15 protein-coding genes are annotated in these 15,820 nt (G+C 38.2%); 9 read left to right on the top strand and 6 right to left on the bottom strand.

Features of this window, described 5'->3' with window-relative positions:
- Window positions 1–174: 174 nt before the first annotated feature.
- A complete protein-coding gene (locus tag OLM56_RS10760; protein WP_264526958.1) occupies window positions 175–1,401 on the top strand; it encodes a sterol desaturase family protein in 1,227 nt (408 codons plus the stop codon).
- Here the strand turns inward: OLM56_RS10760 and ygiD are convergent, their stop codons facing one another.
- Both ygiD and OLM56_RS10750 read right to left on the bottom strand, forming a co-directional pair.
- Complete coding sequence (gene ygiD, locus OLM56_RS10755) at window positions 1,402–2,280, bottom strand: 4,5-DOPA dioxygenase extradiol (protein ID WP_413614430.1); 879 nt, start codon at window positions 2,278–2,280, stop codon at window positions 1,402–1,404. It lies immediately after the preceding gene.
- 141 nt (window positions 2,281–2,421) lie between these two features.
- Window positions 2,422–3,258, bottom strand: a complete 837-nt coding sequence (locus OLM56_RS10750; RefSeq protein WP_264526957.1) for a S1 RNA-binding domain-containing protein — start codon at window positions 3,256–3,258, stop codon at window positions 2,422–2,424.
- 132 nt (window positions 3,259–3,390) lie between these two features.
- Between OLM56_RS10750 and OLM56_RS10745 the strand changes: the two genes are divergently transcribed.
- Window positions 3,391–3,669, top strand: a complete 279-nt coding sequence (locus OLM56_RS10745) for a hypothetical protein (protein ID WP_264526956.1) — start codon at window positions 3,391–3,393, stop codon at window positions 3,667–3,669.
- A gap of 3 nt (window positions 3,670–3,672) precedes the next feature.
- Here the strand turns inward: OLM56_RS10745 and menD are convergent, their stop codons facing one another.
- Window positions 3,673–5,325: a 2-succinyl-5-enolpyruvyl-6-hydroxy-3-cyclohexene-1-carboxylic-acid synthase gene (gene menD, locus OLM56_RS10740; protein ID WP_264526955.1), complete on the bottom strand. Its 1,653-nt coding sequence runs from the start codon at window positions 5,323–5,325 to the stop codon at window positions 3,673–3,675.
- A gap of 97 nt (window positions 5,326–5,422) precedes the next feature.
- Between menD and OLM56_RS10735 the strand changes: the two genes are divergently transcribed.
- A complete protein-coding gene (locus OLM56_RS10735) occupies window positions 5,423–5,923 on the top strand; it encodes a GNAT family N-acetyltransferase (RefSeq protein ID WP_264526954.1) in 501 nt (166 codons plus the stop codon).
- 57 nt (window positions 5,924–5,980) lie between these two features.
- Here OLM56_RS10735 and OLM56_RS10730 read toward each other — a convergent pair whose 3' ends face one another.
- The 3 genes from OLM56_RS10730 to OLM56_RS10720 all read right to left on the bottom strand — a co-directional run bounded on the left by OLM56_RS10730 (window position 5,981) and on the right by OLM56_RS10720 (window position 10,184).
- Window positions 5,981–6,571 (bottom strand): glutathione peroxidase, encoded by a 591-nt coding sequence (locus OLM56_RS10730; protein ID WP_121376455.1) that lies wholly within the window; start codon window positions 6,569–6,571, stop codon window positions 5,981–5,983.
- Between the two features lie 105 nt (window positions 6,572–6,676).
- Window positions 6,677–9,883, bottom strand: a complete 3,207-nt coding sequence (gene ccsA, locus OLM56_RS10725) for a cytochrome c biogenesis protein CcsA (protein ID WP_264526953.1) — start codon at window positions 9,881–9,883, stop codon at window positions 6,677–6,679.
- Window positions 9,884–10,055: 172 nt separating this feature from the next.
- Window positions 10,056–10,184 carry a four-helix bundle copper-binding protein gene (locus OLM56_RS10720; protein ID WP_264529013.1) on the bottom strand — a complete coding sequence of 43 codons (129 nt, stop codon included), beginning with the start codon at window positions 10,182–10,184 and terminating at the stop codon, window positions 10,056–10,058.
- A gap of 331 nt (window positions 10,185–10,515) precedes the next feature.
- Between OLM56_RS10720 and OLM56_RS10715 the strand changes: the two genes are divergently transcribed.
- From OLM56_RS10715 to OLM56_RS10690, 6 genes are all read left to right on the top strand, one after another.
- Window positions 10,516–11,280 carry a Rossmann-like and DUF2520 domain-containing protein gene (locus OLM56_RS10715; RefSeq protein WP_264526952.1) on the top strand — a complete coding sequence of 255 codons (765 nt, stop codon included), beginning with the start codon at window positions 10,516–10,518 and terminating at the stop codon, window positions 11,278–11,280.
- Window positions 11,264–11,791: a KdsC family phosphatase gene (locus OLM56_RS10710; RefSeq protein WP_121376458.1), complete on the top strand. Its 528-nt coding sequence runs from the start codon at window positions 11,264–11,266 to the stop codon at window positions 11,789–11,791. The genes OLM56_RS10715 and OLM56_RS10710 overlap by 17 nt, the downstream gene beginning before the upstream one ends.
- A 33-nt stretch (window positions 11,792–11,824) precedes the next feature.
- Window positions 11,825–12,748 (top strand): geranylgeranylglycerol-phosphate geranylgeranyltransferase, encoded by a 924-nt coding sequence (locus tag OLM56_RS10705; RefSeq protein ID WP_264526951.1) that lies wholly within the window; start codon window positions 11,825–11,827, stop codon window positions 12,746–12,748.
- Entirely contained in the window at window positions 12,741–13,334 is a 594-nt protein-coding gene (locus tag OLM56_RS10700) for a Maf-like protein (RefSeq protein ID WP_182493679.1), read from the top strand. Before OLM56_RS10705 ends, OLM56_RS10700 begins: the two co-directional genes overlap by 8 nt.
- A 3-nt stretch (window positions 13,335–13,337) precedes the next feature.
- Entirely contained in the window at window positions 13,338–13,868 is a 531-nt protein-coding gene (locus OLM56_RS10695) for a mechanosensitive ion channel domain-containing protein (protein ID WP_264526950.1), read from the top strand.
- A 75-nt stretch (window positions 13,869–13,943) separates the two neighbouring features.
- Complete coding sequence (locus tag OLM56_RS10690; RefSeq protein ID WP_264526949.1) at window positions 13,944–15,779, top strand: hypothetical protein; 1,836 nt, start codon at window positions 13,944–13,946, stop codon at window positions 15,777–15,779.
- Window positions 15,780–15,820 lie beyond the last annotated feature (41 nt).

The following is a 15,820-nucleotide window of genomic DNA, read 5'->3' as shown; positions in this document are numbered from 1 at the left end:
GTTCAGTGAATGTTTTTAATTTTTCTTCTTTCCGTAAATCAGCCCAAAATTTAGGCTATTTATCAACATCGGTTGATAAGTCGTACTGCAAGCTTTGGAACTTTTTTTGATAACTTTACTCTAGAAAAGCTTTAAAAATGAGCTATTTAGAATACTAATTTTCAAAAAAGAATTATGGAAAACATTAATTTTCTGGCATTTGCGATGCCGGCCTTTTTCCTCTTCGTATATTTAGAATACAAATTGGCACAACGTAGGAAACGTCCTGAAATATTCAATTATGAAAGCTCGGTTTCCAATATCAGCATCGGATTGGCAGAACGGCTCATCAATCTTTTTATCGCGGCAAGCTTCTACCAGCTTTTTTATCATATTTACGAACATTACAAAATCTTTGATATCCCGAGCACTTTTTTGATTTGGGTAGGATTAATCCTCGCTACTGATTTTGTTTGGTATTGGTATCATAGGCTTGGGCATGAAGTAAACTTTTTTTGGGCCGCCCATATTGTCCATCATCATAGCGAAGAATTTAACTTTACAGCCGCCGCAAGGATTACCACTTTTCAAGCAATTATCAGAACCGGGTTTTGGTGCATTCTTCCTTTCTTAGGATTCCATCCAAAAATGGTCATCACGATGCTGATCGTTCATGGAGCATATTCGTTTTTTACGCACACGCAAGTCATCGGCCGCATCAAATGGCTCGAATATGTTTTCGTGACGCCTTCTGTACACGGCGTACACCATGCTTCTGATGAAAAATACTTGGACAAAAATTATGGAGACATGTTTACTTTTTGGGACAGGATCTTCGGCACATTTCAGGAGGAAGAAGAAAAACCTAAGTACGGACTAACGCATCCGCTGAAAAGCTACAGTTTCTTATGGCAACATTTTCACTATTATTTTGAAATTTATGAACTATGGAAACGCTCCAAAGGATTTCAAACGCGCTGGAATGCGGTATTTGGAAGTCCAGCTGCAATGGACCAAGATATTCGGCCGATGTTGGAGAAAAAATTCCTTCAGGACAAAACCGACAGGAGCCATCGCCTTAAATTCAGGAATTACCTTTACATACAATTGGCTATCAGCACTATCGTCCTGACTGGTTTTACGTATTACTTTGGGAATTTAAGCTTTTATGACAAAATATTTGGGCTTTCCTTTATCATGATTACGCTGATCAACTGCGGCGCTCTGCTAGAACAGCGAAAATGGATTTACTATCTTGAATATTCAAGATTGTTCATCCTTACAACCTACCTGCTCTACATAGAAAATCTAACTGAGTATTTCCTAATTCCGGTAATTATTATGGTTGCTGCAGAAAAAATGTTTTCTTTAAGTCGAAAATATCAAAATCTAGTCCTTCAGTTGGAAACAACCGAAAGATAATCAGCCTATTTTCACGGAAGTCATGTTTAATGAGCCTCCAACCAGCTTATCGTTAAAAAAAGTCGTATTTTCTTGATTGTCCTGCAAAGCAAGCGAATACAGCAGCGGATAGTAATGATCTGGCGTCGGGATTGCTAATTTCGACGCTTTGTTGAGGTTTTCATAGTCTATCAATGCCTTGTGGTCGCGGTTTTCGATTTTCTCTTTAAAAACCTGATTCATTTCTATAGCCCAATCAAAGCCGTATTCTGGTTCCTGTAATTTATTCCAAGCCACCATACGAAGGTTGTGTACCATATTACCGCTTCCTATGATGAGCACGCCTTTTTTTCGCAATGAGGCAATCTGTTTTGCCAAATCGTAATGGTATTGTGCCGGTTTTCCATAATCAATGCTCAATTGGAGTACCGGAATATCAGCATCGGGATACATATGTCGTACGACGGTCCATGTTCCGTGGTCCAATCCCCAATCATGGTCTAATCCAACATCGGTAGAATGGATCAGCTTTGCCGTTGCTTCGGCCAATTCTGGATTTCCTTTTGCTGGATATTGTACGTCAAAAAGAGCTTGCGGAAATCCTCCAAAATCATGGATGGTTTTCGGATTATCCATTGCAGTAATGTGCGTTCCTCGCGTCAGCCAATGTGCCGAAATTACCAGAACGGCTTTTGGTTTTGGAATCTCCTTCCCCATCTTCGCCCAATTCTGTGAAAACTCATTGTCTTCGATCCCGTTCATTGGCGATCCGTGACCGATGAACAATACGGGATGTTTAATATCTTCTTCGCTTAACTCTTGTGTCCAATTATAAAAAGGCTGTAATGATGCCATAGCTATTCCTCCTGTTACTGTTTTAATAAAATCCGAACGTTTCAAATCTTACAATATTTGTATATACAAATGTATAAAATAGTTTTTATATAAACCTTAATTTGAAGTTAATAGCTTGGAAACGAAAAATAAAAAAACGCTCCCTTAGAAAAGAAAGCGTTACTATAGTTTATATTGAAGCTTCAATTACTCTTTTACCAAGTAGATTCCATCTTCTTTAATCTCAATCTGTTTCTGTTTATACAGCACGCCAATAGCCTTCTTGAAGGTTTTCTTGCTCATTTTTAAGACAGTCTTGATATCTTCAGGATGGCTGGCATCGTTCAAGCGAAGAAAGCCTCTGTTGGCACGAAGCTCATCTAAAATCTTTTCTGTATTAGGCTCAACGGCTTCAAAACCTTGCTTTTGCAAAGCAACATCAATCTTATTATCTGGACGGATTGCCTTGACGTATCCGCGAAGCCTATCGCCTGTACGGATAGCATCATCGTAAACTTCATCTTTATAAATCAAGCCTTTGTGCTGCTCGTTGATAATAACGTTGATTCCTAATTCTGTAATGTGAGAAACGATCAGATCGACTTCCTCGCCTACTTCAACAGTAAGATTATCGTTATTCAAGAATTGGTTTGTCTTGCTCGAAGCGACCAAGCGGTTCGTTTTCTCATCCATATAAAGATAGACAAGATAACGCTTTCCTTTCTCCATCGGACGAGCTTGTTCCTTAAATGGAACGAGAATGTCTTTTTCCATTCCCCAGTCCATAAAAGCACCGATTTGGTTGGTGTAATTCACTCTCAAAAGTCCAAATTCATTCAGCAGTATGTAAGGTTCTAGAGTTGTAGCCACAGGTCTTTCTTCGTGGTCAAGATATACAAAAACAGTAATCTCTTCGCCTATTTCGAATACTTTTGGCACATATTTGTTTGGCAGTAAAACATCTTCTTTTCCATCCGTCAAAAACAAACCGACTTGTGTATCTCGGTCAATTGTCAACGTATTATATTTTCCTATTTCAATCATTTTTTAAAGTTGCAAAGTTTCTAAGTTGCAGAGGGCAAAGGTACAAATGTTACCCATAAATTGGGCTACTTCTTTAAAATTAAGAAACAAGACTTTGCATTTCTTATATTTACTGCTCATTTCAAATACAACATGAGTAAGTTGACATTCTCTTTTAGAAAATTTATTATAGGCCTGAGCATTATTGCGATTGATATTATCGTATATATGATTTTTGGACTATTGCTGATGGGATATGATGATTTTTATGATGAAAGCAAAGGCGAATATTGGAGTTTTGAAAGCATGACTTTACTTCAAAAAATCTCTGCAATCGGCATTAACATTTGGAACGTAATTAATATTCTTGCGATACTTTATATTGTTTATCGATTTTTCAAAAACTTAAATGCGATTAAAACCTCTAATTAAACTCTAGACCAATTCCTTAAAATACTGCAATAAAATCTTGTCATTTTCTAATGTCGGCGTAAAAACTTCAAGAATTGAAGGTCTTTCGCTTGCATAAAATTCTCCTAGACTGTTTTCTAGACTACTTTCATCACTAGCCGTAAAATAATCAAATTGATACATTTTAGCCAAATGTTCTCCAGTCAGGCAATGAGAAGTTTCAAAATAGGTATTAAAAACCGGCGTTTCTTGATGTCCTGGAAGAATTCTAAAAATGCCTCCGCCTCCATTATTAAGCAAGATTATCTTAAAGTTTTTCGGAATATAAGTATTCCATAATGCATTGCTGTCATACAAAAAGCTTATATCTCCTGTAATTAAGATGGTTTCTTGTCTGCTTGCCAACGCTGCTCCTATTGCTGTTGAGGTACTTCCGTCGATACCGCTTGTTCCTCGATTGCAAAATACAGCAATTGTCGGATCGATATCAATCAATTGGGCGTAGCGAATCGCAGAACTATTGCTGATCTGTAGCTGGCTGTTTTTTGGAAGGCTCGGAATTACTTTTTCAAAAACAGTAAAATCTGAAAATGGAATTTTAGAAAGGTATAAATCATGCTTTTCTTTCCTAAACTTCTTTAAATCCTGTGCCTTTTGGTTATAGTCGGAAATTACAGTAGAATTTGATAGAAATTGTTTCAGAAATTCGTTAGGTTCTGATACAAAATGTTTACTCAACGTACCAAAAGTATCATACGCTCTCAGCGTATCGATATGCCAATGTGCTTTAGGCCTATATTTCCTCAAAAAAGCTTTAATTCTTTTCGATACGACCATTCCACCAAAAGTCAGTAAAATTTCTGGCTGGAACTCTTTAAAATCATCATCTGTGAAAGGCGTAATGATAGTGTCGATATTGTTTATAAAATTCGGATGGTGCAAATTAGAAGTTGTTTCGGTCATAACAACTACCGACGGATCATTGGCGAGATGGTGTATGATTTCTTCGTCAATAGCATTAGGATCATTGACTCCAACCAAAACTAATTTCTTTTTAGAAGTATTCCATTGTGAAATAAATGAGCTTATATCTTCCTCAGAATTTGGGCCTTCAAAAGTAGTCTCTGAAATAACCGGATTTATCGAAAGCTCAGAAACCGTTTCATACAAAGGTTCTTCAAAGGGAGCATTAATATGAACTGGCCCTTTTTTGACAGTTGCCAAAGTTATGGCGTCTGCAATTTTAAGGTCGTTTTCCTGCGTCGCTTCTTCAGTTAAATTGGCATTGTAAAGGATATGATTCGCGTATACATTTTCTTGGCGAATGGTTTGTCCGTCTCCAATATCGATTTTATCATGAGGCCTGTCGGCTGAAATCACCACCAAAGGAATCTGACTGTAAAAAGCTTCTGCGATTGCAGGATAATAATTCAGCAACGCAGAACCTGAAGTACAAACGATTGCCACCGGCTTTTTCGTCTGCTGTGCCATTCCCAAAGCAAAAAAAGCAGCACATCTTTCATCAGCTATGCTGTAGCATTTGAAGTCGGGATTGTTAGCAAAACCAATAGTTAATGGGGCATTTCTGGAACCTGGAGATATTACGATATCGGTAAGTCCTTTGGCCTTGCAGATTTCGAGTATGCTTTGTGCCAGAGGTATTTTTGGATAGATCATTCTGTAGTATTTCAATACATCAAAGGTACAAATTACAAAGGCTTTCCGTACATTCTTGGCAAGTTTTTCTATCTTTGGAAGTGAAAAAAATCAAGACATGGAAAGCCGCATCAGACCTGCAAGAATTGAAGATATAGAAGGCATTTTAGAAATTGTAAATGATGCTATCCTAAACACAACGGCCATCTATGATTACGATGTCCGAACTTTGAACGAACAGCTGATTTGGTTTGAAGAAAAACAGGCTCACGGTTTTCCAATTCTGGTTGCTGTTGATGAAAAAGCGAACGTTCTAGGGTTTGGGACATATGGCGATTTCCGTGTGAAAATCGGCTATAAATTCACGGTTGAGCATTCTGTTTATGTAAAAGATGGACTCTCTGGCAAAGGAATAGGAAAACAAATTTTATCTGAACTGATTGATACAGCCAAAAAGCAAAAATTGCATACAATGATCGGACTGATTGATGCAGAAAACGTCGGAAGTATTGCTTTTCATGAAAAATTCGGCTTTGAAAAATCAGGTGTTTTGCGAGAAGCCGGATATAAATTTGAAAAATGGCTGGACGTACAACTGATGCAGCTGATCTTAAAATAAAAAAGCTTCCAGAGTTTTGAATTCTGAAAGCCTTAGTATATAAAATTTTGAAAGTCTTTATGCTTTAACCCAGTTTACAATTTCTGGATCTGTCGGCAATGTTTTTGGAGAAATCACTTTTACCAATTCTCCTTTTTCATTGATAAGGTATTTTTGGAAGTTCCACTCTACTTCTGAATCTTGCAATCCATTTTTAGATTTCTGCGTTAGGAATTTGTAAACTTCGTTCATATCATCGCCTTTCACGGAAATTTTCTCCATCATCGGAAAGGTCACGCCGTAATTTCTTTGACAGAAAGCACCAATTTCTTCATTCGTTCCTGGTTCTTGAGAAGCAAAATTGTTAGCTGGAAAACCTACAATTACAAAGTTTTTGTCTTTATACTGATCATAAATCGCCTGCAAATCTTTGTATTGCGGCGTTAATCCGCATTTTGAAGCGGTATTGACAATCAGTATTTTCTTTCCCTTCAAAGAAGCGAAATCGAAATCCTTTCCTTCTAGGTCTTTTACCTTAAACTGGTAGATATTTTCTTTGGCCATTGTTTTATTTTTTTGCGTTGGTGCTTTTGCTTTTTTCTCTTGTGCCTGGTTCTGCTGGCAGGCAAAACAGCTTATGAGTGCAAAGGCGAAGGCTATTTTTCTCATTGTTTTATTTTTTATAAAATTAGATAATTAGGAAATTCCTTCCGTCTAAACTTTTGTTAAATAAAAAGCCCATAATCAAATTATGGGCTTTTCTATAGTAAGTATTTAACTTCTTAAATATTTTTTCTGCTTGAAGTACGCCAAAATCGAAATCAAGGTTACAATACCAATTGATACGAAAACAAAATTAGGCGTAACTACTTTATCTCCGCTCGCATACGAATGCAATCCTGTCAAGTAGAAATTCACTCCAAAATACGTCATCATGATCGAATAAAAGGCAAAAACACTGAACACGTTGAAAATCCATGTCCCTTTTAATGCTGGTACTAATCTAGCATGGATAACAAATGCGTAAATCATAATACTGATCAATGCCCAAGTTTCTTTCGGATCCCAGCCCCAATAACGTCCCCAGCTTTCATTGGCCCATTGTCCGCCTAAAAAGTTTCCGATGGTCAACATGACCAAACCAACGGTTAGTGATAATTCTGTGATATAAGTTATTTCTTTTATGCTAAGTTCTAGTTTCTTGCTGTTCTTTTCGTTAGCAAAAAACATAAGCAATAACGACACTAATCCGAGTATCATTCCTAATGTAAATGGTCCGTAGCTTGCTACAATTACGGCTACGTGAATCATCAACCAATATGAATTCAATACTGGCTGTAAGTTAGCGATAGCCGGATCCATCCAGTTCCAATGTGCAATCATCAAAATCATCGAGGCAACGAAAGCAGTTGAAGCTACGGTCAGTTCTGATTTTCTTCCGAAAGCTAATCCGAAGAACATCGTCGCCCAGCCTACATAAATCATCGATTCATAGGCATCACTCCAAGGAGCATGTCCAGAAATGTACCATCTCATGATCAATCCGGCCGTATGCAGGACGAACAACAATCCGATCAAGATATGAAAAGCTTTTACGATTATGCGAATCGCTTTTCTGCTGTTGAAAATCTTTACGATCGTGAACAATAGCATGAAAACACCCGCCATCATATACAAATAATACAATTTCTTGAAGATGTCATACTTGTTATATAGGATTTCAGAGTTGATTTTGTCATCGCTCGGACGAACAGCTTTTCCATATTTCTTTTGAAAAAGCGTAATACTTTCTAAAATTTCGTCAGCTTGCTTGTAACCGCCCGTTTTTCTTGCTTCATCCAAAACATTCATGTAGGCTGGAAGGACATTTTTCGTGTAAGTCGAATCAATGCCTGTAATTCCTGTCTCATTAAGTTCTAGATAAGAAACCCATTTGTTTCCTTTGTCATAAGGAATCGGGAAAATTTTCAAGATTTTTCCGCTTAGAGCTGCATTCAACAAGACTATTTTTTTGTCGACATCAATAAAATCTTTTTGGAATTGATTCGGGATTGCGGCTTTGTAGGCTTCATCTAAATATGGCGACAGCTTATAGTTTCCTTGTTCGTCAAAGAAACTGATAAAAGGAACGTATTTTGCTTTTAGGTCAACACCTAAAATCTTGTGCAAGCTGTCGTTGTCTTTTTTCAAATACACAAAAGGCACGTTGAACCAAACTTCTGGATATTGCGACATCGACAGGAATACTTGATCTGAATTATAGCCTTTGTAATGGTCGCTTTTACTTACTTTTCGCAATAATTCTGAAGAGAACGTATTAATAGGCTTCATCCTTCCACCATCATCCTGAATTATGACTCTTCCGAATTTTTCTGCATGTTCTGGTTTTATTTCAATAATTTTTAAAAGCGAATCAATCTGCTTTTCTGTCGGCATGGCTCTTTTTAGCGGCGCAGCATTTCCTTTTCCGTGATTATGCCCGGGCGCGTTATGATCGTGCTGTGCAAAGCTTCCTACGCTTACAAACAATAGCAAAATTGTAATCAATTTGGCTTTTTTAGCCTTAATCTTATCTAGTTTTTTCTTCACTATTCCGAATCTTGAATTTTTATCAAACAAAATCGCCATCAATCCTATGTATAGAAGGAAATATCCTATGTAGGTAATCCAAGTTCCCCAAAAATCGTGATTGGCAGAAAGTACCGTGATATTTGGCTCGTAAGCATCTCTCAAATGATTATCGGTATAATCATACGAAGCTTGGAAGAATCGATAACCACCATGATCCAAGACATTATTCATGAAGATTTCATAGTCATAAGGCTTTTTATCTTCGACGGTAATCTTGCTTCTGAACGCAGAAAAGCTTTTCAAAGTTCCAGGATATTTCTCTGCGATAAAGTCATTCAGCTTAATTTTAAAAGGCAACGTATAGACCTTACTTCCGAAGAATAATGTGAAGTCAAGGTTGCCTAATTTAAATGATTGCGGCTCGCCCATTTTTCCTTTAGAACCAATTAGAGTCACATCTTGAGTCTTTCCTCCAGATTTTATGGTCACGATCAAAGCATCGTCGCTTTTTTTGTCTTTATAATCGTTATTGGATTCATATCCTACTTTTCCTTTGATAGCTGCATCCGGGAATACAAACTGCGCGCCTCCTACATTATATAACGAACGGAACATCAAGTCTTGTACCGAATCTTTTACGACAGTGCCTTGCATCTTGTCTGCCATTCTCATAAATTGTCCGCCAAACGGAGCCTTGAACGTATATTTATCGCCTGTTTTAGTAACATTAACAGCGCCATCTGTAGGCTTATTGAAAGCAAAAAGCACATTATGTATGTTTTGGACTTCGCCTTCTTTCAGATAATGCTCATGGCGCGAACCATCGCCTGATTCTACCATTTTTAAGTATAAGGTGCCGGATGGGTCTTCTTTAATGACCTCATGAGCGTTCATGATGTAATCTTTGTATTCGATTTCATAAGGCGTATCAGAAAATTTGCCTTTCATCGAAAAATGATTGTCTGTAACTGGCGAAAGCAGTAATTCTTTTTCTTCAGCACGGCGTTTCATTTCGCCTTTATATTCACCGTCTACAAAAACATTTAGATAGGTTTTTTCAGAAAAAATCTGGTTTTCAGAAGTTCCTTCTGCAATCGACATCATCCCTTCATAGCTGATATAGCGGGTCACGAAGGCACCTATTAAAATAAAAATGAAGGAAAGATGAATCAGTAATGTGGTCCATTTTTCCTTCTTGTGCAATTGGTATTTCTTTATATTTCCGAGGAAGTTAATCAGAAAGAGCAACATGATTGCTTCAAACCACCAACTATTATAAATCAAAATTCGAGCGACATCGGTGTTATAGGCATCTTCAATAAAAGTTCCGATTCCCATAGCGGCCGCAAAAACAATAAACAAGACAGCCATTAAACGGGTGGAAAACAGGAAGGAAAAAATCTTATCCATGAGAGTGGAATTACGTAGTTTAAAAAGTGCCACAAAAGTAAGGAAAAATGTTTGATACAACCATTGTTCCTGCTCATGCGTTTTCGTAATTCCTTGTTAATTTTTTCTAAATAGAATTGAGTTTATGCGTTTGCATGAAATTTGCGACTTAATTATCTTGCTGTAATATCACTTACCATTTAAAACTGCAAACGGCGGCACATTTTCTACAAGCTTCGGCGCATTCTTTACAATGAGAATGGTGGCTGAATTTTTCACATTCCAACGCGCAGGCCGTACAAATCTTGGCGCACAACTTCATTAAACCGCTGGAAAAGGTGGAATTTCTCGAACAAAACTTAACGCACAATATACATATCTCTGCGCAATCACGGCATAAGGCAATACACCGCTGATGGTTCTTGTCGTTCATTTCGATGCAGAGCGCGGCACAGAGTTCGCAGGCACCAAAACAAGCCAGGCAGGCTTCGACAGCTAATTTAAACTTCTTCATACTCTTCTTCATTAATTGGCTGTTATAAATGTAGCGATTTAAACGCAAAGCCTTTCGTAAGAGTCTGTTAAACCTTTTTCGAAAACTTTCAAATAAAAACACTGCAATATATTTCATAACTAATCCCTAAATTAGCGCCATGATTAAAGCAACTGTAATCGGTTCCGGGAATGTGGCACAGCATCTTATCCAGGCTTTTCTAAAAAGCGATACGATTGCGCTGCAGCAGGTTTTTTCGAGACAGAAAGAAAGCGTCTCGCATTTGGTTGACGATTCCAAAATCGCTACTAACTGGCAACAACTTTTAGAATCAGACATTTATATTATTGCTGTTTCCGATAGCGCTATTGCTGAGGTATCGTCGAATCTTCCGTTTAAAAACCGATTCGTCGTACATACTTCTGGAGGTGTTCCTTTAGAAGAATTGGATTCCAAGAACCGCAGGGGTGTTTTTTATCCGCTGCAGACTTTTACAAAAGACAAAGAGGTGGATTTTTCTAAAATACCAATCTGCCTTGAAAGTGAAGTCGATGACGACTATACTACATTAGAAGATCTTGCCGAAGCGATCAATGCCAAACACTATCTTATCAGTTCTAATCAAAGGAAATCGCTTCATGTGGCCGCTGTTTTTGTGAATAATTTTACGAACCATCTGTATCAAATTGGCAAAGAAATTTGTGCGGAACACCAGCTTCCGTTTGAAATATTAAAACCTTTGATTGCAGAAACGGCCGAAAAGGTTCAACATCTCTCTCCTCTTGAAGCGCAGACGGGACCGGCAAAAAGAAACGACCAAAATACGATACAGGCACATTTGGCGTTACTGACCAACAACATGCAAAAAGAAATTTACAAAATACTAACCCAATCCATTCAACAATCCAATGTCAAAAAGCTATAAGGAAATCATGAACGACATCACGACTTTTATTTTTGATGTCGATGGAGTTCTGACCGACAGTTCTGTCCATATCACCCCAACAGGCGAAATGCTACGTGTAATGAATATCCGCGATGGCTATGCCATGAAAGCAGCTGTAGAAAGCGGCTACCATGTCTGCATTATTTCTGGCGGCAGCAACGAAGGCGTCCGAATCCGATTGCGAAATCTTGGAATTACGGATATCCATCTGGCTTGTCCGGACAAAGTGGAGACTTTTAAGGAATATATCGAATTATACAACATAAAGCCGGAGCAGGTTCTTTATATGGGCGATGACATTCCTGATTATCATGTCATGAAGCTTGTAGGTTTGCCTACCTGTCCGCTGGATTCGAGCCCAGAAATTAAAGAAATCTGTAACTATATTTCTCACAAAAACGGCGGCCGTGGTGCGGTTCGCGACGTTATTGAGCAAGTGATGCGCGTTCAAGGAAAGTGGATGCAATATTTTAACGGAAAACACGATTAATAAAAACAAAAACACATTCTAAATAAAGAAACCATGTCTTTTTTAAAACTGATACGTTATCAAAATCTTATCCTCCTTGCGCTGATGCAGCTGGTTTTCAGATATGGCTTTTTGGAGTCGCAATCTATTCCTTTGGCTTTAAATGACTGGCAGTTTGCGCTTTTGGTGTTTTCAACAGTATGTATCGCTGCTGGCGGTTATCTGATTAATAATATTTTTGACAGAGGAACAGACGAAATCAATAAACCACAAGATGTCGTAATAGGAAAACAGATTTCAGAATCTATGGGATGTAACATCTATATTGCATTAAATGTTGTAGGTGTAGGAATTGGCTTTTATCTGGCCAATGCCATCCACAAATCAAATTTTGCAGCCGTGTTTATTATCATAGCGGCCACGCTTTATGTGTATGCTAATGGCGTGAAGCAAACTTTGCTGATTGGCAATATCATCATTGCGCTATTGCTTTCTCTAAGCATTCTGATTATTGGAATTTTCGATCTGCTGCCAATGATTGTTCCTGAAAATCAAGCAAACATGGGCGTTATTTTTGGAATATTGATTGATTATGCTGTTTTCGCCTTTATTATCAATTTCATTCGGGAAATTGTCAAAGATTTAGAAGACGTGAATGGCGATTATAACCAAGGAATGAATACGCTTCCGATTGTGCTTGGCGTTGCTAGAACGGCAAAAGTAGTACTAGGATTGAGCTTTATTCCTTTGGGATTGATCATCTATTATATCAACGAACATTTATTTTCAAATAATTTATATTACGCTTCTGGATATGGTTTTGTGTTCATTCTGGCACCGCTGATCTATTTCACAGTAAAAATGTTCGGGGCAAAAAACCAAAAGGACTTTCATCATCTGAGCAAAGTATTAAAGCTTGTGATTTTCTTCGGAATTCTTTCTATTGCCGTTATCAATTTCAACATCAAATATGCTTAATTCTCACTTAAAAGAATATACCATCCTTTTAGCATCGGGCTCGCCAAGAAGGCAGCAGTTTTTCAAGGATATGCACCTCGATTTTGAAGTGCGCCTGAAAGAGGTGGAAGAAATCTATCCCGACCATCTTAAAGCTTCTGAAATCACGGATTTTTTAGCAATCCTAAAAGCTGAAGCTTTCCAAGATGAATTAGGGCCTAAAGATATTTTGGTCACCAGCGATACCATTGTCTGGCATAATGGAAAAGCATTGGGAAAACCAAAAGATTACGACGATGCATTTAATATACTAAGAGCTTTGTCGGATTCAACCCATGAGGTATATACTTCGGTCTGCTTCAAGCACAATGGCACAGTAGAGGTTATTAACGAAGTTACCAAAGTTACTTTTGGTACTCTTTCCGATGAGGCGATTGCTTATTATCTGGAGAATTTCAAGCCTTACGATAAAGCAGGCGCTTATGGCATCCAAGAGTGGATCGGCATTGTCGGAATTAGTAAAATAGAAGGTTCTTACTCGAATGTTGTCGGTCTTCCTGTCCATAAAGTTTATGAATATTTTACTAACTTTGGGAAAAACCGCTAGAGAATGTCCTTTTTTGAAGAAAACACGCCTAAAATCATAAGCACCATCATCTTACTGATCTGCGTAATGGTCATCCGTTTTATCATTACCACTTTGATAAAGCGTTACGCTAAGCATGCAGAAATCAATGAACACCGCGCGATACTGGTCAGCAAGTACATCAGCATCGTAATCATGGCGCTGACATTGGCTGGAATTTTTATCATTTGGGGCGTCCGTACGAGCGACATCTACTTGGCGTTTACTTCGGTTATTACCATTATTGGCGTTGCTTTTTTTGCGCAATGGTCTATACTGAGCAATATAACTGCCGGAATCATCCTTTTCTTCTCCTTTCCTTTTAAGATCGGCGATACGATCAGGATACACGATAAAGATTTTCCTTTTGAGGCAGAAATCGACGACATCAAGGCTTTCCACACTTATTTGAGAACCAAAGAAGGCGAGCTCGTCACTTATCCGAATAATCTGCTGCTGCAAAAAGGCGTTTCTATTGTAAATACGACGCGAGAGGAAAAAGAATTCACAGATTAGCTGTAATTGGCTTAAAAATTGATTCCTATTTTGTAACTTCACAAATCAAGGTAATCCCAAATTGTAAAATTGCCAATGCTCAGAAAATTAAAATTCTTTTTATTGCTATTGACAATCAGCTGCTGTCAAATGTCGCATGCGCAAGAAAAGCCGGCCAAAAAGGATTCTTTGCGAGGCTACCGCAACATTGAGCGCTATTCTAAAAAAAGAGGATTTACCAAGTTTCTCCACAAACTTATCTTTAAGCCAGTAGATTCTAAAAAACCTAAAAATAAGCCGAAAGACAAGGTCGTGCTTAAAAATTATAGCGAATACGAAGGAAAAATTATCCGAAACATACACATTACTACGCTCGATCCGTTTGGTTTTTCAGAAAAAGACTCGACCAAAAAAGCACGAAATGGTTTTGAACGATTCGGAAACAGAATTCATATAAGATCCAGCAGGCTTACTATAAAAAACCTGCTGCTTATCAAAAAAAATCGTCCATTGGATTCACTTTTGGTGAAAGAATCAGAACGTTTGATCAGAAGTCAGAGGTATATTCGAGCCGTGGACATCACTACAAAATTTGCAGGAGCAGGCTCGGATTCTGTCGATGTTTATATCAGGGCGCTCGATTCTTGGAGTTTGATTCCGAATGCTTCAGGCTCAACATCCAAAACTACTTTCGAGCTGACGGAACGCAATTTCTTAGGAACCGGACACGAACTAGACAATACATACAGGCAACGATTTGATAACGGAAGAAGCGCCATCAGTACGCGATATACTGTTCCCAATATATTAAATACTTATATCCGGACATCGCTTGCTTATAGCGTCGACGAACATAATAATTACTCGAAAAGCATTACGGTCGACCGACCTTTTTTCTCTGCTTTTGCAAAATGGGGAGCTGGAATTTATATCGCTCAAGATTTCAAGGTAGATTCGCTGCCTGATGCAACAGGCCGATATGGACCGCAGAATTTTAAAGTCGGTACGCAAGATGCCTGGGTCGGGAAATCGCTTCAAATTTTCAAAGGAAATTCCGAAGAAGACAGGACGACTAATTTTATCACCTCTTTCCGATTCTTGAGAAGAAATTATAGCGAATTCCCTACTCCTGCTTATGATAGCCTTAAGTTTTTTTCTGATGAGAACTTTTATCTTGCGGGTTTTGGTGTGACTTCGAGAAAATTTATCCAAGACAAATACCTCTTCAATTATGGCATTACGGAAGACGTTGCCATCGGAAAAGTTTATGCGCTGACGGTAGGGTATCAAAACAAAAATCATATCAACCGTTTGTATCTTGGCGGGCGTTTTTCATTCGGGCAATATTTCAGATGGGGCTATTTCAGCACCAATGTCGAGTATGGCACTTTTTTCAGAGGTCCGATTACCCAACAGACTGTTTTTTCGGTAGAAGCGAATTATTTCACCAACCTTATCGAATTAGGCGATTGGAGACTGAGGCAGTTCGTAAAACCAAAGCTCGTGATAGGGAATAATCGTTTTCCAACTATTGCAGATAGGGTAAATCTTAATGAAGAAAACGGTATTCCGGGATTTAACAGCTACAAGTTGCGTGGTACAAAAAAAGCTTCCCTTATGTTACAAACACAATCCTACTCGCCTTGGAATCTTGGAGGATTTCGTTTTAATCCTTTCCTGACCTATACAGTAGGAATCTTGAGCAATGAAAATAATAACTTGTACAAGGGAAAAGCATATTCACAAATAGGAATCGGAGTGCTCATCAGCAACGACTTCTTGGTATTTAACACCTTCCAATTTTCTTTCTCTTATTATCCTTCGGTACCACAAGACGGAAGCGGCAATATGCAGACCAACTCTCTTAAGACAACCGATTTCGGAATGCAGAATTTCGAGTTTGGAAAGCCCGAAACCGTTCCGTATGAATAGTTAAATATTTCTTAATAAAATCTGAGTGGCATAGTTGTTGA

Source organism: Flavobacterium sp. N2550 (genome assembly GCF_025947265.1).
GTDB lineage: Bacteria > Bacteroidota > Bacteroidia > Flavobacteriales > Flavobacteriaceae > Flavobacterium > Flavobacterium endophyticum.
The sequence above is the reverse complement of the archived record's forward strand: the minus strand, read 5'-3'. Positions and strand labels throughout refer to the sequence as shown.